Here is a 16,902-nt window from a genome sequence, read left to right on the forward strand (position 1 = left end):
CAGCCCCCTCCGCCAGCCCCGGACCCGGGGCCGGGGCTGGCGGAGGGGGCTGGGTGGTGGTGGTCCCGGGATCGGTGGGCCACGCCTGCGTCGTCGTGGTCTCCGGCGGCGGCCTCGTGGTGGTCGAGCCGGGCAGGGTGGGGAGCTGCGCGCCCGCCGGGGCCGTGGCGGCTACGGCCAGCGCCACCGCCACTCCTGCGATCGCGCCGAGAGGGAGGGCTCGGGCGCGACCGGCTGGCACGCCCCGCGGCCGGAGCGCCGTCCCCTCTCCCGCTCGTCGGCCCCCCGCCGGGCCCCGCCGCCTCACACCGCTAGCGCCGCCATTCTCCCGCACGGAGGCGGGCCGCACGCTCCGAGGTGGGCGGGTGCGTGGTGAACAGGTTGGCGAACCGCACGTGGCGGCCGGTCAGCGGGTTGATGATGTACTTCTGCGCCTGGGCGGGCTGGACGGGCATCGGGATGCTGCGGGCGTAGTGCTCGATCTTCTCGAGGGCCCGGGCCAGCGCCTCGCCGTCGCCGATCAAGCGGGCGCCCGAGCGGTCGGCCTCGAACTCGCGGCTGCGGCTGAGCGCCATCTGGAGGAGGGCGGCCGCCATCGGCGCGAGCAGGGCGGTGAGGATCAGCGCGATCGGGTTGGCACCCTCGTCGTCGTCGCTCCCGCCGCCGAACATGGCACCCCACATTGCCATGTTGGCGATGAAGCTGATGCCGGTGGCGATGGCGGCGGCCACCGAGCCGATGAGGATGTCCCGGTTGCCGACGTGGCTGATCTCGTGGGCGAGCACGCCCCGCAGCTCGTCGCCCCACCCGAGCATCTGGACGATGCCCTGGGTGACGGCGACCGCCGCGTGGTCCGGGCTGCGGCCGGTGGCGAAGGCGTTGGGCTGCATGTCCGGGGTCATGTAGAGCCTGGGCATGGGCATGCCCGCCCGCTGGGTGAGCTCGCGGACCATGCGGTGGTACTCGGGGAACTCGGCCTCGGTGACGGGGACGGCACGGGCGGCGCGAATGGCCAGCTTGTCGGAGTTCCAGTACGACCAGCCCACGATGGCGACGCCGAGGAGCAGGCCGATCAGGGCGCCGCCCCGGCCGCCGAGGACGGAGCCGACGGTGACGAGGAGGCCGCCGATGCCGGCGAGAAGGATGGTGGTCTTGAAGGTGTTCTTGTTCATGTCTGCCCTTTCAACGTCCCTGCCCGAGCCGGTGTTCCTCAGTCGTAGTAGCCGGAGTGGATGTAGACGCAGGGGATCCCCTCGCCGCGGAACATCTCGAGATTGCGCCGGTCGTCCTCGAAGGCGAGGCGCACGTCGAACCCGTAGAGGCGCAGGTCCGAGACCGTCATGCGCTTGAAGTCCCTCGCCGCCGTGTAGTCGCCGAAGTCGCGCATGATCAACACGTCCCAGCGCAGCTGGTAGCGGTCCAACCACGCCATCGTCTGGGGCTGGACCCGCACCGGGCGCCCGGTGAGCATGACGATGCCCAGCGCCGGGTCGAGCAGCTCCAGGAGACGGGCCACCTCCTCGATCAGCGGGTCGTCGCCGCAGGCGTCGAAGAACCCCTCCCAGTCGCGGCGGTCCGACTCCAGGTAGTGCTGGCGGCTGGCCGCGTCGGACAGGACGCCGTCGAGGTCGAACACCACGGCCGGGCCGGGCTCGACCGTCCCCTGCCGCCACCGCCAGTTGTCGGGAGGAACCCAGCCGCCGGCCAGCTCAGTCCTCCGAGGGAGTGGCGTCGGCCCGCCGCTTGATCTCCTCGACCACCGACGCGTCGGCCAGCGTCGTGGTGTCGCCCAGGGACCGGCCCTCGGCCACGTCCCGGAGGAGCCGGCGCATGATCTTGCCGCTGCGCGTCTTGGGCAGGTCGTCGGTGAACACGATCGTGCGAGGCCGGGCGATGGCGCCGATGCGGGTGGCCACGTGGCGGCGCAGCACCTCGCCGTGCTCGTCGCTCACGTCCACGCCCGCCTTCAGGGTGACGAAGGCGATGATGCCCTGGCCGGTGGTGTCGTCCCGGGCCCCGACCACGGCCGCCTCGGCCACCGTCGGGTGGTCGACGAGGGCCGACTCGACCTCGGTCGTCGAGACGCGGTGGCCGGAAACGTTCATCACGTCGTCCACCCGCCCCATCAGCCAGTAGTAGCCGTCCTCGTCGACGCGGGCGCCGTCGCCCGTGAAGTACCGCCCCTCGAAGCGGCTCCAGTACGTGTCCCGGAAGCGCTCGGGGTCGCCGTAGATGCCCCGGAGCATCGACGGCCACGGGCGGGTGAGCGTGAGGTAGCCGCCACCACCGGGGGCCACTGGTTCTCCCTTGTCGTCCACCACCTCCGCCCCGATGCCGGGCAGCGGCAAGGTGGCCGACCCGGGCTTCAGCGTGGTGGCCCCCGGCAGGGGTGCGATGAGGATGGCACCCGTCTCCGTCTGCCACCACGTGTCCACGACCGGGCACCGGCCGCCGCCGATGTGCTCCCAGTACCAGGTCCATGCCTCGGGGTTGATGGGCTCTCCCACCGAGCCGAGCAGGCGGAGCGAGGACAGGTCGTGGGCGGCCGGCTCCTGGGTCCCCCACTTCATGAAGGTGCGGATGGCCGTGGGTGCCGTGTAGAGGATGGTGACCCCGTAGCGCTCGACGATCGACCACCACCGGTCGCGGGCGGGCGTGTCGGGCGAGCCCTCGTACATCACCCCGGTGGCACCGTTGGCCAGGGGCCCGTAGACGATGTAGCTGTGCCCGGTGACCCAGCCGATGTCGGCCGCGCACCAGTACACGTCGCTCTCCGGGTCGAGGTCGAACACGTACCTGGTGGTGAACGCCACCTGGGTGAGGTAGCCGCCCGTGGTGTGCATGATCCCCTTCGGCCTGGCCGTGGTGCCCGACGTGTAGAGCAGGTACAGCAGGTCCTCGGCGCCCATCCGCTCGGGCTCGCACACCGGTTCGGCGGCGCCGACGAGGTCGTGCCACCAGTGGTCCCGGCCCTCGTGCATCCCCACCTCGGACTCCGTGCGCCGCACCACCACCACGTGCTCGATGGAGGGCGTGCGGGCGACGGCGGCGTCGGCGTTGGCCTTGAGCGGCACCACCGAGCCGCGCCGCCACCCGCCGTCGGCGGTGACCAGGACGCGGGCCCGGGCGTCGTCGATGCGGTCGGCCAGGGCGTCGGCCGAGAAGCCGCCGAAGACGACCGAGTGCGGAGCGCCGATGCGGGTGCACGCCAGCATGGCGACCGGCAGCTCGGGGATCATGGGCATGTAGATGGCGACCCGGTCGCCCTTGCGGACGCCGAGCGAGCGCAGGACGTTGGCGAAGCGCTGCACGTCGGCCAGCAGGTCGGCGTACGTGATGGTGCGGGTGTCGCCCGGCTCGCCCTCCCAGTGGAACGCCACCCGGTCGCCGCGGCCGGCCTCCACGTGGCGGTCGAGGCAGTTGTACGACACGTTGAGCCGGCCGCCGACGAACCAGCGGGCGAACGGCAGCTCCCACTCGAGGACGGTGCCCCACTCGTCGTACCAGTCCAGGGCCAGCGCCTGGCGGGCCCAGAAGCCCTGCCAGTCCCGGTCCGCCTCGTCGTGGAGGGACTGGTCGGTGACGAGGGCGTCGGCCTTGAAGCCCTCGGGAGGCGGGAAGGTGCGGCCCTCGACGGCGAACGATTCGATCGCGGGTCCTGCTGCACCTTCCGCCATCGGGCCTCCCTGGGATGTGCCGGGCCGGGGCCCCGAGGCTAGATCTCCCGCAGGTCGACGGCGGCGCCGTCGTCGTGGTCGTCCCGCTCGACCAGCGACCAGACCCGCCCGCCACCCGGGCCGGGTCGGTGAGCCTCCCGTCCCGGTGGAGGTCGAGGAACCTCCGCGGATGCGGGCCTGCATCGCCGTGTCGACCGTGCCCGGCGCGATGGGGACCAGCCGCTGGGCGCTCCCGGGACCCACCCCGGTGCCCGCTCAGGAGGCGACATGGCCCGGACGCCGGGTGGCGGGCGGGGGCCCTCCGTCCCGGTCGTCGGACCCGATGCACACGAACGCCCGGGCGGTGACGGGGTCGGAGCCCGTGGACGCGGCGGCCAGGGCGGCGGCCGGGTCGTCACCCGCCCGGAGGCGACCGTGGAGGTCCACCATCAGCACGGCGGTGGCGTCGTCGGGCACGGCCATGACCGGTGCGATCACGCAGCGCACGCCCAGGCCGATGAGGGCGGCGGCCGTCCCCAGGAGCTCGTCGCCCGTGCGCACGGCGGAGACGGCCGCATGGCAGGCGGGCAGCACGACCACGGACGGGGCCCGCCGCAGGCGCTCGAGGTCGTACACCGTGAGCGGGCCGTCGGCCAGCAGCAGCGAGGAGAACATCGGGCTGTCGGCGCGGAAGCTGCCGTGGGCGGCGACGTGGGCCAGGGCCGCCCGCTCCAGGGCGGCGCACGCGGCGCTCGCCGTGGCACCGGCGCCGGTGACCACCTCGGCATCGGCGTGCAGCGCGGCGATGGCCCGCACCTCGCCTTCGGCCGCCGGCAGGTTCGGGCCTGCGACGAGGGCGACGCCGCCGCCGGCGGCCGGGGACGCCCGCCCGCCGGCGAGCCACACGGCGGCACTGGGCGCCACCGTCGTGGGACGCCCGGCCAGCGTCGGGAGCGCGCCCCACGCAAGGCCGTGCAGGGCGCCCGTGGGCACCACGACGACGGGTGCGGCGGCCGGCAGCCCGAGGGGCGCCAGCAGGAGGTCGTCGAGGCGCTCGGCGGTGAGGCCCACCAGGTCCTCGGCCGCCCGGCGCGACCGCCGCGCCAGCAGCCGCCGCAGGCCGAACAGCAGGTACTCCACCTCCTGCTCCACCCGGTCGCCGGGGCCGAGGTCGAACAGCCGGATGCGCCGGCCCACGACGGTCACGGCATGGACGCGGCCCTGGAAGGCCACGAACTCGACCAGCGCCCGGTCGCCGAGCGCCCGCCGCAGGGCGGCCACGTCCAGCCGCCCGGTGCCGGGCCCACCCTCGTCGCGGGTCTTGAGGGTGCGGTCGCGAACGGCCTTCTCGACGGTGGCGAGGCGCTGCTGGAGCCGGCGGGGCGGCCCACCGGAGAGGGCGGCGTCCCGCAGCGCGCTGCGCAGGCGGCGCAGCTCCTCGAGGCCGGCCGCCAGCTCCTCGTCGTCGGGCGGCCGCACGGGCGGGCGCAGCAGCGCTCCCGCCCGGCGCCGCTCCGCCCAGCGCAGCACCCGGCGGGCGTCGCCGTCGCGCAGGGCGAGGCTGAGCCCCGTGCGGGCCAGGTCGGCGTCGAGGCCGGAGGCGGAGGCCCGCATCTCCGTGGCGCCCAGGGTGGCCCGGTAGGCGTCGACCACGGCCATTCCCCGGGTGAGCGCCCGCTCGGCTGCCGCCTCGTCCCCCTCAGCCAGGCGCAGCAGCGCGGTGGCGTGCCACGCCCGGGCCCGCAGGTCGGCGGTGCCCCGGGTGCGGGCGCCGGCCGCCCTGGCCAGCTCGGCCCGCGCGACCGCCGGTCGGCCGAGGGCGAGGGCGAGGCGGCCGACGAAGGTGCGCACGTGGAGCGCCTCCACCGGCCAGCCCCGGGCCTCCAGGTCCGCCGCGATGCGGCGGCTCCGGCGGAGGAGGTCGGGGGGCGGCACCTGCTGGTCCTCGCAGGCGGCGACCTCGGCCCGGACGGCGACGTAGCCGGCTTGGGCCGCCCACGGCAGACGGCGCTGGGCGCGGAAGCGCCGGGCCGCCTCGTCGGCCTCGTCCGCCGCCTCCTTGTAGGCGCCCTCGTCGAGCAGCGCCCGGGCCAGGAGCAGGCGGCACTCGCTGAGGTGGGCCACGTCGCCGGCGGACTCCAGCGCCGCCACCGCCGCCTCGGCCGCCTTGCGGGCCTCGGCCACCAGCCCCGCCGCCAGGAGCACCTCGCACCGGTCGCCCTCCAGGACGGCGCTCAGGCGGGCCGGGCGGCCCAGGGCCTGGTAGGCGCGCTCGACCCGCTCGAACGCGGCCAGGGCCTCGGGGACGCTCCCTCGCCGCCCGTGCACGAAGCCCGTGTCGTGGGCGGCCATGGCCGTGAGGACGGGGAGGCCGCACTCCACCGACAGGCGCTCCGCCTCGGCCAGGTCCTCCAGGGCGGCGTCGGACCGGCCCTGGTACGCGTGCAGGATCCCGCGGTTGAGCCGCAGGCGGGCGAGCGACGGGCGGTCGCCCACCGTCTCCAGGAACCGGAGGGCGCGCTGGTAGGCGGCCATCGCCTCGTCGAGCCGGCCGGACCGGGCCAGGCACACGGCGTGGAGCGACTCGACGACGCCCCGCACCGACGCCGGGGCCACGGCACGGGCGGCGGCGATCTCCCGCTGCGAGCCGGCGGCGTCGCCCTGGGTCATCAGGGAGTACGCCAGGCTGGCCCGGGCGAGCGCCTCGGCGTCGACCAGGCCGGCGGCCGAGCTCTCCGCCACCGAGCGGCGGTAGCTGGCGATCGCGTCCCTCCCCCGCCCCAGCTCGTGGAGCGAGAGGCCGATGACCCAGTGGACCGTCGCCCGGACGGCGGCGTCCTGGTCCCCGGCCAGGAGTTGCTGGGCCTGCTCGAGGACCCGGGCCGGGTCGACGTGGCGCTCCTCGGCCAGCCTCCGCAGCTCGTCGACCGCACCGAGGGGTGGCACGCCGCCATGCTAAAGACTTCGTATTCGTGGGTCCGGCGGCGGCTCCGGAACGAGGAAGAGGGAGAAGCCAATGGCACAGGAAAAGCCGGACGGGCGGCCGCGCCCCAGCGGCCCGTGGACCGACCGCGTCTCGTTCGCCGACGGGGCCGGGTTCGCCTACGTCCCGGGGTCCGTCCTGACCACCGACCCCGAAGGGCTGACCGCCGTCGCCCGCCGGCTGTGGGAGAAGGACCGGGTCCGCACGGGTCGGACGCTGGGGCCGTTCACCGAGATCGCCGGGGTGCGCGACCCCCTCGTCCTGGCCCGCGAGGCGCGGCTGGCCGGCATCGTGGCCCAGCCCGACCACGTGTTCTTCGCCCACTGCGAGCCGTGCTGCCCGCCCCACCCCGCCGCCTCCTGCGGAGGCGGTGCCGGGGCGAACCCGGTCTACGCCACGCCGGTGTACGCCACGCCGGTCTACGCCACACCCGTCTACGCCACGCCGGTGTACGCCACGCCGGTGTACGCCACCGACGTCCACGCCAGCCCCGTCTACGCCACGCCCGTGTACGCCACGACGGCGTCGCCCGCCCGGGCGTCGGGCGTGCGCCGGAGCAGCGCCCGCCCCGCGCCCGAAGGCGTCGACACCACATCGGCCACGGAGGCGTTCGGCGTGGTGGCGGAGGGGCCTCCGCGGGTCATCGTCCTCGACACCGGGTTCGCCGGCACCGACGCCCCCGGCGCGCTGTCGACGACGACCGTCCGCCCCGCGTCGGCCGCCGACGTCGACGCCCCCGACGAGGACGGCAACGGGTTCCTCGACCCGGCCTCGGGCCACGGCACCTTCATCGCCGGCCTCGTCCAGCAGGTGGCGCCGGGAACGGAGGTCGTCGTGCACCGCGTCCTTTCCACCATGGGCGACGGCGCCGAGTCGAACATCGTCCAGTGCCTGGCCGACCTCGAGGTGCCCGACCCGCAGCGGACGATCGTGAGCCTCTCCTTCGGCGGCTTCGCCCTCGAGCAGGCGTTCGCCCTGGAGTGGGCCGTCCGCCGACTCCAGGCCATGGGCGTCGTGGTGGTGGCTTCGGCCGGCAACGACGGGTCGTGCCGGCCCACGTTCCCGGCCGCCTTCCCCGGCGTCGTCTCGGTGGGGGCGGTGGGCCCGTACGGGCCGGCGCCGTTCTCCAACTACGGCCCATGGGTCCGGGCGTGCGCGCCGGGCGTCGACCTGCTCAGCACGTTCTTCGACGGGTACGACGGCAAGGAGCCGCCGGGCGACCGGGGCGTGGACACCGACAAGTTCGACGGCTGGGCGCTGTGGAGCGGCACGTCGTTCTCGGCGCCGGTGGTGGCCGGTGCGCTGGCCCGCACCATCGCCGCCGAGAAGTGCACGGCCGCCGACGCCGTCAAGCGGGTGGTCGACGAGCCCGCCCTCATGCGGATCCCGAACCTGGGGACGGTCGTCAACGTGATCTGACCCGGCCGCAGGCGGTTACCCTCCGCTCGTCACCCGTTCGAGGGGAGCGCCGTGAGACGCATGCTGATGGCGGCGGTACCGGCGGTCGTGCTGGCGGCGGCGTGCAGCTCGGCCGGTCCGGCCGAGCGGGTGGCCGCCGCCCCCGCCAGGACCGTCGCCGAGGGGTCGGCCAGGGTAACCCAGCGACTCGAGATCGTCGCCGCCGGCCCCGACGAGGGCGCCGAGCCGTCGGTCACCACGGCCGAGGGCACGGTCGACTTCGACGACCACGAGGGCACGATGACGGTGAGCGCCGCCGGTGAGACGTTCGACGTCGTCATCCAGGGGACCACCGTCTACCAGCACCTCCCGGAGGTGGCGGCCGCCGCCGGACGGGAGTGGATCCGCATCGACCTCGACGAGCTGGCCGAGGCGGTCGGCGTGGACGGCCTCGCCGAGCTGGTGCAGTCGCAGTCCAACGACCCGTCGGCCGGGCTCCAGTACCTGCGGGGGGCGTCGGATGCCGTCCGGACGGTGGGCAAGGAATCGATCCGCGGGGCCCGCACCACCTGGTACGAGGCGACGGTGGACGTCGAGAAGGCGGCGGCGGGCGCGCCGGTCGCCCAGCAGGAGACGATCCGCTCGGTCAAGGAGCTGTTCGGGATCGCCACGATCCCGACCGACGTCTGGATCGACGGGGACGGCCGCGTCCGGCGCCTGAAGCAGTCGATCGACTACTCGTCGGCCGGACACTCGGGGCGGTTCCCGGCGGGGTCGCTCCCCCGGCGCATGGACGTGACGGTCGAGTTCTACGACTTCGGCACCCCGGTCTCGGTGACGATCCCGCCCGCCGAGGAGGTGGCCGGCTACGGCGAGATCCTGGACCGGGCCAGGAAGGGCCAGGGTTCGGGCACGGCGACGCCCGAGACCGACGCGCTGGTGCCCCGGCTCCTGGCCGAGGTGCCGGCCGGCTACGAGCAGCAGCCCGACAACGTGGGCGACACCGGCCCCTCCGACTTCGAGAAGGCCGTGCGCGACGAAGGGTCCCCGGATGCACGCCGGGTCCTGGAGGCCGACGGCTTCGTGGCCGGCTACCAGCGGCTGTGGACCAGGGACGAGGACGGGACCATCATCGACTTCGTCTACCGGTTCTCGGCGCCCGGCGGCGCCGAGCACTACCGCGACCGCACGCTGGCGTCGTTCCGGGAGGAGACGGAGGGCGCCCAGGTGAGCGAGCTGTCGGTGCCCGACGTGCCCGGCGCCCGAGGGGTCCGCATCGTGGAGGACGACGAGCACACCGCCGTGGTGTTCGTCGTCCGCAACGGGTTCCTCGGCCAGATCGTCGTGATCGGCCCCGACGCGGCGACCGACGCCGTCCCCGTCGCCCTGGCCCGCCAGCAGTACGAGCGGTTCGGGTAGCCGTTCCCGCCCGCTGCGCCATCGGTCCGGACAGGAGGCCCTCTCCACTGATCCGGCTCTCCGACAAGTTCACCGTCAGGCAGGCGCAGTCCCGTAGCAGCGCACGTCCGCGGGGAGGCGGTGGATCCCCGGGCCGGTGAGCACTCCCCGCAACGGGTCGCTGGTCGTCAGGCTCGGTCTCGGGTGCGTCGTCGATCACTCGGACCGCGAGCGGCCTTCCGGACGTCGTCTCCGGACACCGAGGAGGGACCAACGGTGGCTCGCAGCGGCACTCGCGCACCGACGCCCATGTCCACGGGGCCTGACGCGGTAGCGCCGACGGCGCCGATCACGAAGGGCCCGGACCGTCGCTGCCGGCGGTGTAGCCGAGGAGGGGGACCGCGCCGGCGTCCCAGGCGGCGACGATGGGCTCGATGATGTGCCAGCAGTGCTCGGCCTCGTCGCCGCGGATCGCCAGCGAGGCGTCGCCGTCGACGACGTCGAGCAGGATCCGGGCGTACGCAGACAGCTCCTGGTCAGCGAGCGCGAGCTCCCAGCGGGCGGCATCGAGGCAGAAGGGGTCGCCGGCGCCGTTGAGCGCGATGTCGGCGGCGACGCGGTCGGGGTCCATGGCCAGCGTCAGGACGTTCGGCCCCGGGTCGTCGGCCTGGCCGAAAGGAAGTCGCTCCACCGGTCGGAACGTGACGCGGACCGCGCGGCGGTCCCGGGCCAGTGCCTTGCCGGTGCGGAGGTGGAACGGCACGCCGTGCCAACGGTCGTTGCCGACGAACAGGGTCACCTCGGCGAACGACTCGGTGTTGCGTGCCGGGTCCACACCGGGTTCGTCCCTGTAGTCCGGCACCGGTCGGCCAGCGACCGCCCCGGCTGTGTACCGGGCGCGGACGGTGTCACGGGTGATGTCGTCGACGGTCGGGCGCCTGACGGCGCTCAAGAGGTCGACCTTGGCGTCACGGAAGTGGCGCTCGCCGAGGCCGGCCGGGCGCTCCATGGCCACGAGGCACAGGATCTGCAGCAGGTGGTTCTGCACCATGTCGCGTAGCGCGCCAGTGTGGTCGTAGTAGCCGGCGCGGCCCTCCATCGCCAGGGTTTCGTCCCACACGATGTCCACACGTTCGATATGGGTCGCGCACCACAGCGGCTCGAACAGCCGGTTGGCGAAGCGCAACCCGAGGACGTTCTGGACGGTCTGTTTGCCGAGGAAGTGGTCGATCCGGAACACATCGGGTTCGGCGAAGTGGCGGTGCAGCAGCGCGTTGAGGTCGCGGGCGGTCTCGAGGTCGACACCGAAGGGCTTCTCCACCACGATCCGGCTGCCGGACGCGAGGCCCGCGGCGGCGAGGGCGGTGATGGCATCCGCGAACACCGCGGGCGGCAGGGCCAGATAGGCCACCACGGGGCCGCGCCGGTCTCCAGCAGCAGCCCGCAGGGTGGCGGGATCGGCGACGTCGCCGGCGACGAACCGCAGACGCTCGACGAGGCGGCGGCGTGCGCCGGCGTCGAGGTGCGGGGCGTGGCGTTCGAGGCGGGCCGACACGTGGGTCTTGAAGCGGGTGTCGTCCCAGTGGTCGCGGGCCACGCCGACGATGTCGGTACCAGCAGGGAAGCGGCCGCCTTCCACGAGCTCGCCGAGGGCGGGCATGAGGTAGCGGCCGGCAAGGTCGCCGGTGGCGCCGAGGATCAGGAGAAGGGCGGGGGTCACGGCCGGGCGCCCAGCCGGGCCAGGTTCATGCCCGAGGAGATGAGCCCGACATGGCTGAATGCCTGGGGGTAGTTGCCGAGGTAGCCCCCCGAGGTGGGGTCGATCTCCTCGGGGAGCAGGCCCAGCGGTCCCGCTCGGCCGCAGAGGCCGTCGAACAGGTCGTGCGCCTCCTGCAGGCGGCCCTGGTAGGCGAGATTGTCGACCAGCCAGAAGCTGCACAGCACGAACGCCCCCTCCTCGCCCGGCAGCCCGTCGGGGGACTCGCCGGGGAGGTAGCGGTACAGGAGGCCGCCGCCGGCCCCGAGCCGGTCGGAGATGGCGTCGACGGTGGCGGTCATCCGCGGGTGGCGCGGATCGACGACCCGCCGCAGCGGGAGGGCGAGCAGGCTGGCGTCGATGCCGCCCCCGCCCAGATGCTCGGTCAGCGCGCCGAGGGAGCCGTCCCACGCTTGCTCGAGGACGGCCCGGCCGACACGGTCCGCTTGGGCGTGCCAGCGGGCGGCGTCGCCGGGTCGGCCCAGCGCCTCGGCGATGCGAGCACCGCGGTCGAGGGCCACTTGGCACATCGCCGCCGAGTAGGTGAACACCCGCCCAGGCGTGCGGACCTCCCAGATCCCGTGGTCGGGCTGATCCCAGCGGACGGCGGCTTCCTCGACGAGCGCGGCGAGCCGCGGCCAGATGCCGTCGAGGGACCCCCCGGCCGACCGCCACTGCCACGCGCAGTCGAGAACCTCGCCGTACGCGTCGTGCTGGCGCTGATCGGCGGCCGCGTTGCCCCACCGGACCGGTGCCGACCGGCGGTAGCCCTCCAACTCCTCGTCGTGGCGCTCCGGTGGCGGCTGCCGGCCATCGAGGGTATAGAGCACCCGCGCCTCGCCGTCCCGGTCGATCGAGTCGAGCACCCAGCCGAGAAAGGCCCACGCCTCCGCCTCCAGGCCCACCCGCCGCAGCGCGTAGACCGCGAACGCCGCGTCGCGGACCCAGGCGAACCGGTAGTCCCAGTTGCGCACCCCGCCGATCGCCTCCGGCAGCGACGACGTCGGCGCGGCGACGAGCCCGCCGGTCGGCACGTAGTCGAGCATCTTCAGCGTGACCGCCGAGCGTCGCACGAGCGCTGGCTGCGGCCCGTCGTAGCGAAGGTTGCGGAGCCAGCGGCGCCACCCGTCGAGCGTGGACTGCCCGAGCGCCGCCATGGTCGGGGTGCGGTGCCGGTGGGCACCACCGCCCCAGCGCAGCAGGAAGTCGGCGCGGTCCCCGGCCCGGAGGTCAACGGCGCTTCGCAGCCCGTCGAGCGCCACGGACGCCACAAGCTGCAGGTCCAGGTCGGGTCGCCGCAACGCCCTGACCCGCAGACCGTCGGCCCGTCGCTCGCACGTGGCCCCACCGCGGGGCTCGAAGGCGACCCTGAGGCGCACGGCGCCGTCGAGCACCACGACGGACCGGAGCAGCTCTCCCCTCCCGGGCGCGACGTCCTCGCTCAGGTCGGCACCAGTACGAAGCGCCAGGCAATCGGTGATGCGCACCAGTCCGGTCGGCGAACGGAGTTCGGTCACGAGCACGCCGCTGTCGGGCTCGTACCGCTGCCGGGCATCGACGGCCCCGTCGGCCGCCAGCCGGAAACCGCCGCCGTGGCGGGCGTCGAGGATCGAGCAGAACAGCGGGTCGTCGTCGAAGCGAGGAACGCACAGCCACGCCACCGTGCCGTCACGGCCGACCAGCGCGGCGGTGGAGCCGTCGCCGATGAGCCCGAAGTCCTCGATCGGCAAGTAGCCGTCCACTGGGACCAGCGGCGAGAAGCCGCTCGACGAGTACGACGCTGTCATGGGGAGACTCCCTCCCGGCTCTCGATCAGGGCTGCGACGTCGTCTTTGACCGCCAACCCGAGCTCGCGGCCACGAAGAGGAACGCGACGAACACGGGCATCTTCGCTCGGTCGTTCCCGAGCGCGACGGCCGGCCACGCCGATGAGCCTCATGCCCAGTGTGCTGGCTTCGGTCGTAGCGTGCAACTGGGCGTCGACGCCGATGTCGGGGGAGCTGTCGCGCCACGCATGCGCTCAGGTGCAACAGTGAGACGATGGTGTCGAGGGATCCGTCGAGTGGCGCCCGGTCACCACGCCCGGGGGGCCGACGACGCCCTGCCGGGCGCGACGACCGTTCCACCTCCCCAAGGCGCGGCGTGGTCGGCTGGGTGCCCTTCCGCCGCCTCGCCCAGGCGCAGGCGGCGCACGCCGCCGGCGACGCGCTGGTGGCCGTGGCGCTCGCCGACACGCTGTTCTTCGCGGTCCCGCTGGGCGAGGCCAGGGACCGGGTCGGGCTCTACCTGGCGCTGACGATGGCCCCCTTCGCGGTGCTGTCGCCGGTCGTGGGGCCGGTCATCGACCGGTGGCGAGGCGCGTACCGCGGCGCGATCCTGCTGGCCGCGGCAGGACGGGCGCTGCTGGCGGTGCTGCTGTCGAGCAGAACCGAGCGCCTCACGCTGTACCCGCTCGCGTTCGGTCTGTTGGTGCTTTCCCGCGTTCACGGCGTGAGCCGCAGCGCGCTGGTCCCCGAGTCGCTGCCGCCCGAGCGGAGCCTGATGTGGGGCAACGCGTGGCTGGCGGTCGTGTCGGTCGTCGGCGGGGTGGCCGGGGCGCTGCCGGCGGTCGGCCTCAACGCGTGGCTGGGTCACGACGCGACCCTGTGGTTTGCAGGTGCGGTGTTCGCGGCCGGGGCCGTTGCGGCGTTCCGGCTCCCGCGCGGCACGCAAGAGGCGCGGCAGCGGGAGGCTCCCGGCGAGTGGCGGAAGCTGCTGTCGGCCCGGCTACTGGCCGGCGGCATCGCGATGGCCGGCTCGCGCGCGGCGGTCGGCTACCTCACCTTCTTGTTGGCGTTCCTCCTGCGAGCGGCAGGCGAGAGTGGTCGGGGGTTCGCGGTCGTGGTCGCCGCCGCCGGGATCGGCGGGTTCGCCGGGTCGGTCGTGGCCCCCCTCTTGCGCGCCGTGCTGCGGGAGTCTGCCCTGCTACTGGTGACGCTGGCCGGGATGACAGCCGCAGCGCTGTGGGCCGCCGGCGACTTCGACGTCACCCGGGCCGCGGTCCTCGCCGGTGCCGCCGGCCTCGGTTCCGGTGCCGGGCGGCTCGCCTTCGACAGCCTGCTCCAGCACGATGCACCCGAGGCGGTGCGGGGCCGCACGTTCGCGCGCTACGAGACGATCTTCCAGCTCTGGTGGGTCGCGGGCGCAACCGTCGCGACCTTCGTCCCGCTCGGCGCAGCCGCCGGGATGCGGGTGCTGGCCGGGGTTTACGCCGTGACCGCAGTCCTGTCGGTGCGCGGCCTCGCTCGCCGCGACCCCGACACGGGCGGCCGCTGCGCCTCGTAGCGCTGGGCCGGTTCCGCCGGTCCCGCGAAGGACTCCGACGGCATGCGACGAATGGGGAGTCGCAGCGTGCCAGGCCCTCCGGGACCGTGGTCCCCACCTTGTGGTTGCCGCGTTGTCGATGGACACGGCCGCCGAGCTCCAGGATCCGAGACCGTGAAGATGCAACCGCTCCGAGCGCCCCCCGTTCGCCGAAGTTCGCTACCCGGCGCGCCACGGCGACCGGTCCCGACGACACAAGGCTCTCGGCCGGTCATGGCCGGGCCAGGACCGAGGGCCGCCCGCCCCCCGGCGGGCTCAGCAGTGCGCGTGGACGACGGCCCGGCCGTGGAAGACCTGCCACGGCGGCAGGTCGTCGGGCGGCTGGGCGATCACCTCGACCGACGAGAACCCGGCGGCCCGGCACGCACCGACCAGGCCGGCGACGTTCGGCGCCCACCAGTTGCTGGGGTCGCCGTTGAGCTGGTCCTCGGGGAAGAAGTCCCACAGCGGGCGGTCGGCCAGGCCCACGAGCACCAGGACGGCCGTCTCGATCACCGCCACCTCCCGGGTGACCCGGCGCAGGCGGCGCAGCGCGTCGAACGGGTCCATCAGGTGGTAGAGCACGCCGAGGAACAGGCTGACGTCGAATTGGCCGATGTCGGCGGGGTCGGTGGCCATGAAGTCGGCGACCACGGGCTCCACCGCGCTTCCGAGCGCGGCCCGGGCCAGGTCGAAGCCGCGCCGGCCGGGCAGGGCGTCCGGGCGCCACACATCGGGGACCGTCTCCCAGGGCGCCGGCGGCACCCCCTCGGCGCGGCAGCGCTCGTTGTACCCGTGCACGGCGGCGAGGTCGAGGGACCAGGCGTAATGGTCGAGCGCCACCACCCGCGCCGCGCCCCGCCGCTCGGCCTCGAAGGAGTAGAAGCCGTCCCACGCCCCGATGTCGAGGACGGTGCGGCCCCGCAGGTCGGGCAGGCGCAGCGACGCCAGCTCCGTCGCCAGGAGCTCGGCCGACTTCACGCCGGGCGTGACGACGCCGTGCCCCAGGTCCAGCGAGTGGAACCAGTCGGCGACCGTGGCCGCCGCCGCCTCGAGCTCGGCCCGCCTGGGGTCGTCGGTGTCGTGTGCCGCTTGGCCGCCCGCCGGGGGCCCGGCCTGCCGGCCGTCCGCGGCCCTTCCCCACCTGCGCAGCACGGCGGCCGAGCCTAGGGCTCCAGGGCTTCCGCCCGCCGCAACCTGTCGCGGAAACGACCCGGATCCGAGTCGTTCCGACGACAGGTTCCGGGTCCCGCCGGTCATCCCCCGGCGTCCGCTCCGACCGACCACTCCAGGACGCGGAAGGCGCCCAGGCCGCCCGGGTCGACCAGGGCGGCCGCCTCCGCCACCCGGCTGCGGGCCGCCAGCGCGGCCAGCGTCGCCGCCGCCGCGCCGGCCCACCACTCGGCCCGGGCGGCGGCCACCAGCTCGTCGATCCCCGAGGCGGCCAGGAACTCGGCCTGGGAGCGGTCGGCGACCGGTGCCCGCACCCGCGCCAGTTGGTCGACCGCCACCTCGCAGGTGACGTCCTGGGTGCCGGGGCGGTCCAGCGGATGGCCGCCCGGCCCGTGGGAGCGGTAGGTCCGCAGCCACTCGGGCCACGGCCGGGCGGCGAGCGACGGCGTGGTGTCGGCGTAGTCGACCACCACCACCCGCCCCCGGGCCAGCAGGGCGAGGGCGCCCCGCAGCCAAGCGCGGGCGCCGTGCTGGAGGGGCACCCGGGCCCCGTCGGCGGCACCGGGTGCCAGGCGGTCGGCCTCGGCGGCGAGCTCGGCGGCCGCCGGCACGAGCACCTCGGCGAACCCGTCGCCGCCGGCGGCGGTCCCCACCCGCACCTCCTGCCACCCGTCGGCGCCCCGTTCGAGCAACCGGAAGGGCAGGTTGTCGAGCAGCTCGTTGGCGAGGACGACGCCGGTGACCGGCCCCGCCGGCAGCCCGGCCAGGGCGGTGGCCAGCGGCCCTTCGCCCCGCACCGCCTCCCGTGGGCCCCCGTCGTCGTCCTCGTCGGCCGCCAGGGGACCGAGGACGGTGGCCGGGGACTCCAGTCTCAGGCGCGCGGCCTGCCGAGCCCGCAGCGTCTCCGACCGCTCCACCAGCACGTAGCGCAGTGCCTCCCGGCACGCCCCGGCGGCGCCGACCACGCCGGCGGCCAGCGTGCCGGCGCCCGCCCCCGCCTCCACCACCACGAAGGGGTCGGGCCGGCCCAGCGCGTGCCACCACCCGTCCAGGGCCCGGGCCACGACGGCGGCGAACAGGGGCCCCACCTCGGGGCTGGTGAGGAAGTCCCCGCGCCGCCCGGCGCCCCTACCACCGCCGGCGAAGAACCCGCCGTCGGGGTCGTAGAGCGCCACTTCGAGGAACTCGTCGAAGCG

The 16,902-nt window shown here is 74.8% G+C and carries 12 protein-coding genes; 3 read left to right on the forward strand and 9 right to left on the reverse strand.

Annotation, left to right across the window (positions count from 1 at the left end; translation table 11 throughout):
• From VM242_06960 to VM242_06980, 5 genes are all read right to left on the reverse strand, one after another.
• Positions 1–187, reverse strand: a 187-nt coding sequence (locus VM242_06960) for a hypothetical protein (protein HVM04891.1), incomplete at its 3' end; no start/stop codon positions are given.
• 124 nt (positions 188–311) lie between these two features.
• Positions 312–1,172 carry a zinc metalloprotease HtpX gene (locus VM242_06965; protein ID HVM04892.1) on the reverse strand — a complete coding sequence of 287 codons (861 nt, stop codon included), beginning with the start codon at positions 1,170–1,172 and terminating at the stop codon, positions 312–314.
• 38 nt (positions 1,173–1,210) lie between these two features.
• A complete protein-coding gene (locus VM242_06970) occupies positions 1,211–1,639 on the reverse strand; it encodes a hypothetical protein (protein HVM04893.1) in 429 nt (142 codons plus the stop codon).
• A gap of 70 nt (positions 1,640–1,709) precedes the next feature.
• Positions 1,710–3,677 carry an acetate--CoA ligase gene (gene acs, locus VM242_06975; protein ID HVM04894.1) on the reverse strand — a complete coding sequence of 656 codons (1,968 nt, stop codon included), beginning with the start codon at positions 3,675–3,677 and terminating at the stop codon, positions 1,710–1,712.
• Positions 3,678–3,932: 255 nt separating this feature from the next.
• Positions 3,933–6,602, reverse strand: a complete 2,670-nt coding sequence (locus tag VM242_06980) for a CHAT domain-containing tetratricopeptide repeat protein (GenBank protein HVM04895.1) — start codon at positions 6,600–6,602, stop codon at positions 3,933–3,935.
• 70 nt (positions 6,603–6,672) lie between these two features.
• Between VM242_06980 and VM242_06985 the strand changes: the two genes are divergently transcribed.
• Both VM242_06985 and VM242_06990 read left to right on the forward strand, forming a co-directional pair.
• On the forward strand, positions 6,673–8,058 hold the full coding sequence (locus tag VM242_06985; GenBank protein HVM04896.1) for a S8 family serine peptidase: 1,386 nt from the start codon (positions 6,673–6,675) through the stop codon (positions 8,056–8,058).
• A gap of 51 nt (positions 8,059–8,109) precedes the next feature.
• Positions 8,110–9,456: a hypothetical protein gene (locus tag VM242_06990; GenBank protein HVM04897.1), complete on the forward strand. Its 1,347-nt coding sequence runs from the start codon at positions 8,110–8,112 to the stop codon at positions 9,454–9,456.
• A 328-nt stretch (positions 9,457–9,784) separates the two neighbouring features.
• Here the strand turns inward: VM242_06990 and VM242_06995 are convergent, their stop codons facing one another.
• Together VM242_06995 and VM242_07000 are read right to left on the reverse strand one after the other, a co-directional pair.
• A complete protein-coding gene (locus VM242_06995; GenBank protein HVM04898.1) occupies positions 9,785–11,155 on the reverse strand; it encodes a glucose-6-phosphate dehydrogenase in 1,371 nt (456 codons plus the stop codon).
• The gene (locus VM242_07000; protein HVM04899.1) at positions 11,152–12,978 is read right to left on the reverse strand and encodes a glycoside hydrolase family 15 protein; all 1,827 of its coding nucleotides are present in this window, start codon (positions 12,976–12,978) and stop codon (positions 11,152–11,154) included. The genes VM242_06995 and VM242_07000 overlap by 4 nt, the downstream gene beginning before the upstream one ends.
• A 355-nt stretch (positions 12,979–13,333) precedes the next feature.
• Between VM242_07000 and VM242_07005 the strand changes: the two genes are divergently transcribed.
• On the forward strand, positions 13,334–14,515 hold the full coding sequence (locus VM242_07005) for an MFS transporter (GenBank protein ID HVM04900.1): 1,182 nt from the start codon (positions 13,334–13,336) through the stop codon (positions 14,513–14,515).
• 294 nt (positions 14,516–14,809) lie between these two features.
• Here VM242_07005 and VM242_07010 read toward each other — a convergent pair whose 3' ends face one another.
• Positions 14,810–15,688: a hypothetical protein gene (locus tag VM242_07010; GenBank protein HVM04901.1), complete on the reverse strand. Its 879-nt coding sequence runs from the start codon at positions 15,686–15,688 to the stop codon at positions 14,810–14,812.
• A 101-nt stretch (positions 15,689–15,789) separates the two neighbouring features.
• On the reverse strand, positions 15,790–16,881 hold the full coding sequence (locus VM242_07015) for an SAM-dependent methyltransferase (GenBank protein ID HVM04902.1): 1,092 nt from the start codon (positions 16,879–16,881) through the stop codon (positions 15,790–15,792).
• Positions 16,882–16,902: the final 21 nt, after the last annotated feature.

It is taken from the genome of Acidimicrobiales bacterium (assembly GCA_035540975.1).
Lineage (GTDB): Bacteria > Actinomycetota > Acidimicrobiia > Acidimicrobiales.

What these genes read in the sequence shown, in the direction of transcription:
- VM242_06965 (HVM04892.1), bottom strand. Translation starts at nt 1,172, where the DNA reads ATGAACAAGAACACCTTCAAGACCACCATCCTTCTCGCCGGCATCGGC.
- acs (HVM04894.1), bottom strand. Translation starts at nt 3,677, where the DNA reads ATGGCGGAAGGTGCAGCAGGACCCGCGATCGAATCGTTCGCCGTCGAG.
- VM242_06985 (HVM04896.1), top strand. Translation starts at nt 6,673, where the DNA reads ATGGCACAGGAAAAGCCGGACGGGCGGCCGCGCCCCAGCGGCCCGTGG.
- VM242_07000 (HVM04899.1), bottom strand. Translation starts at nt 12,978, where the DNA reads ATGACAGCGTCGTACTCGTCGAGCGGCTTCTCGCCGCTGGTCCCAGTG.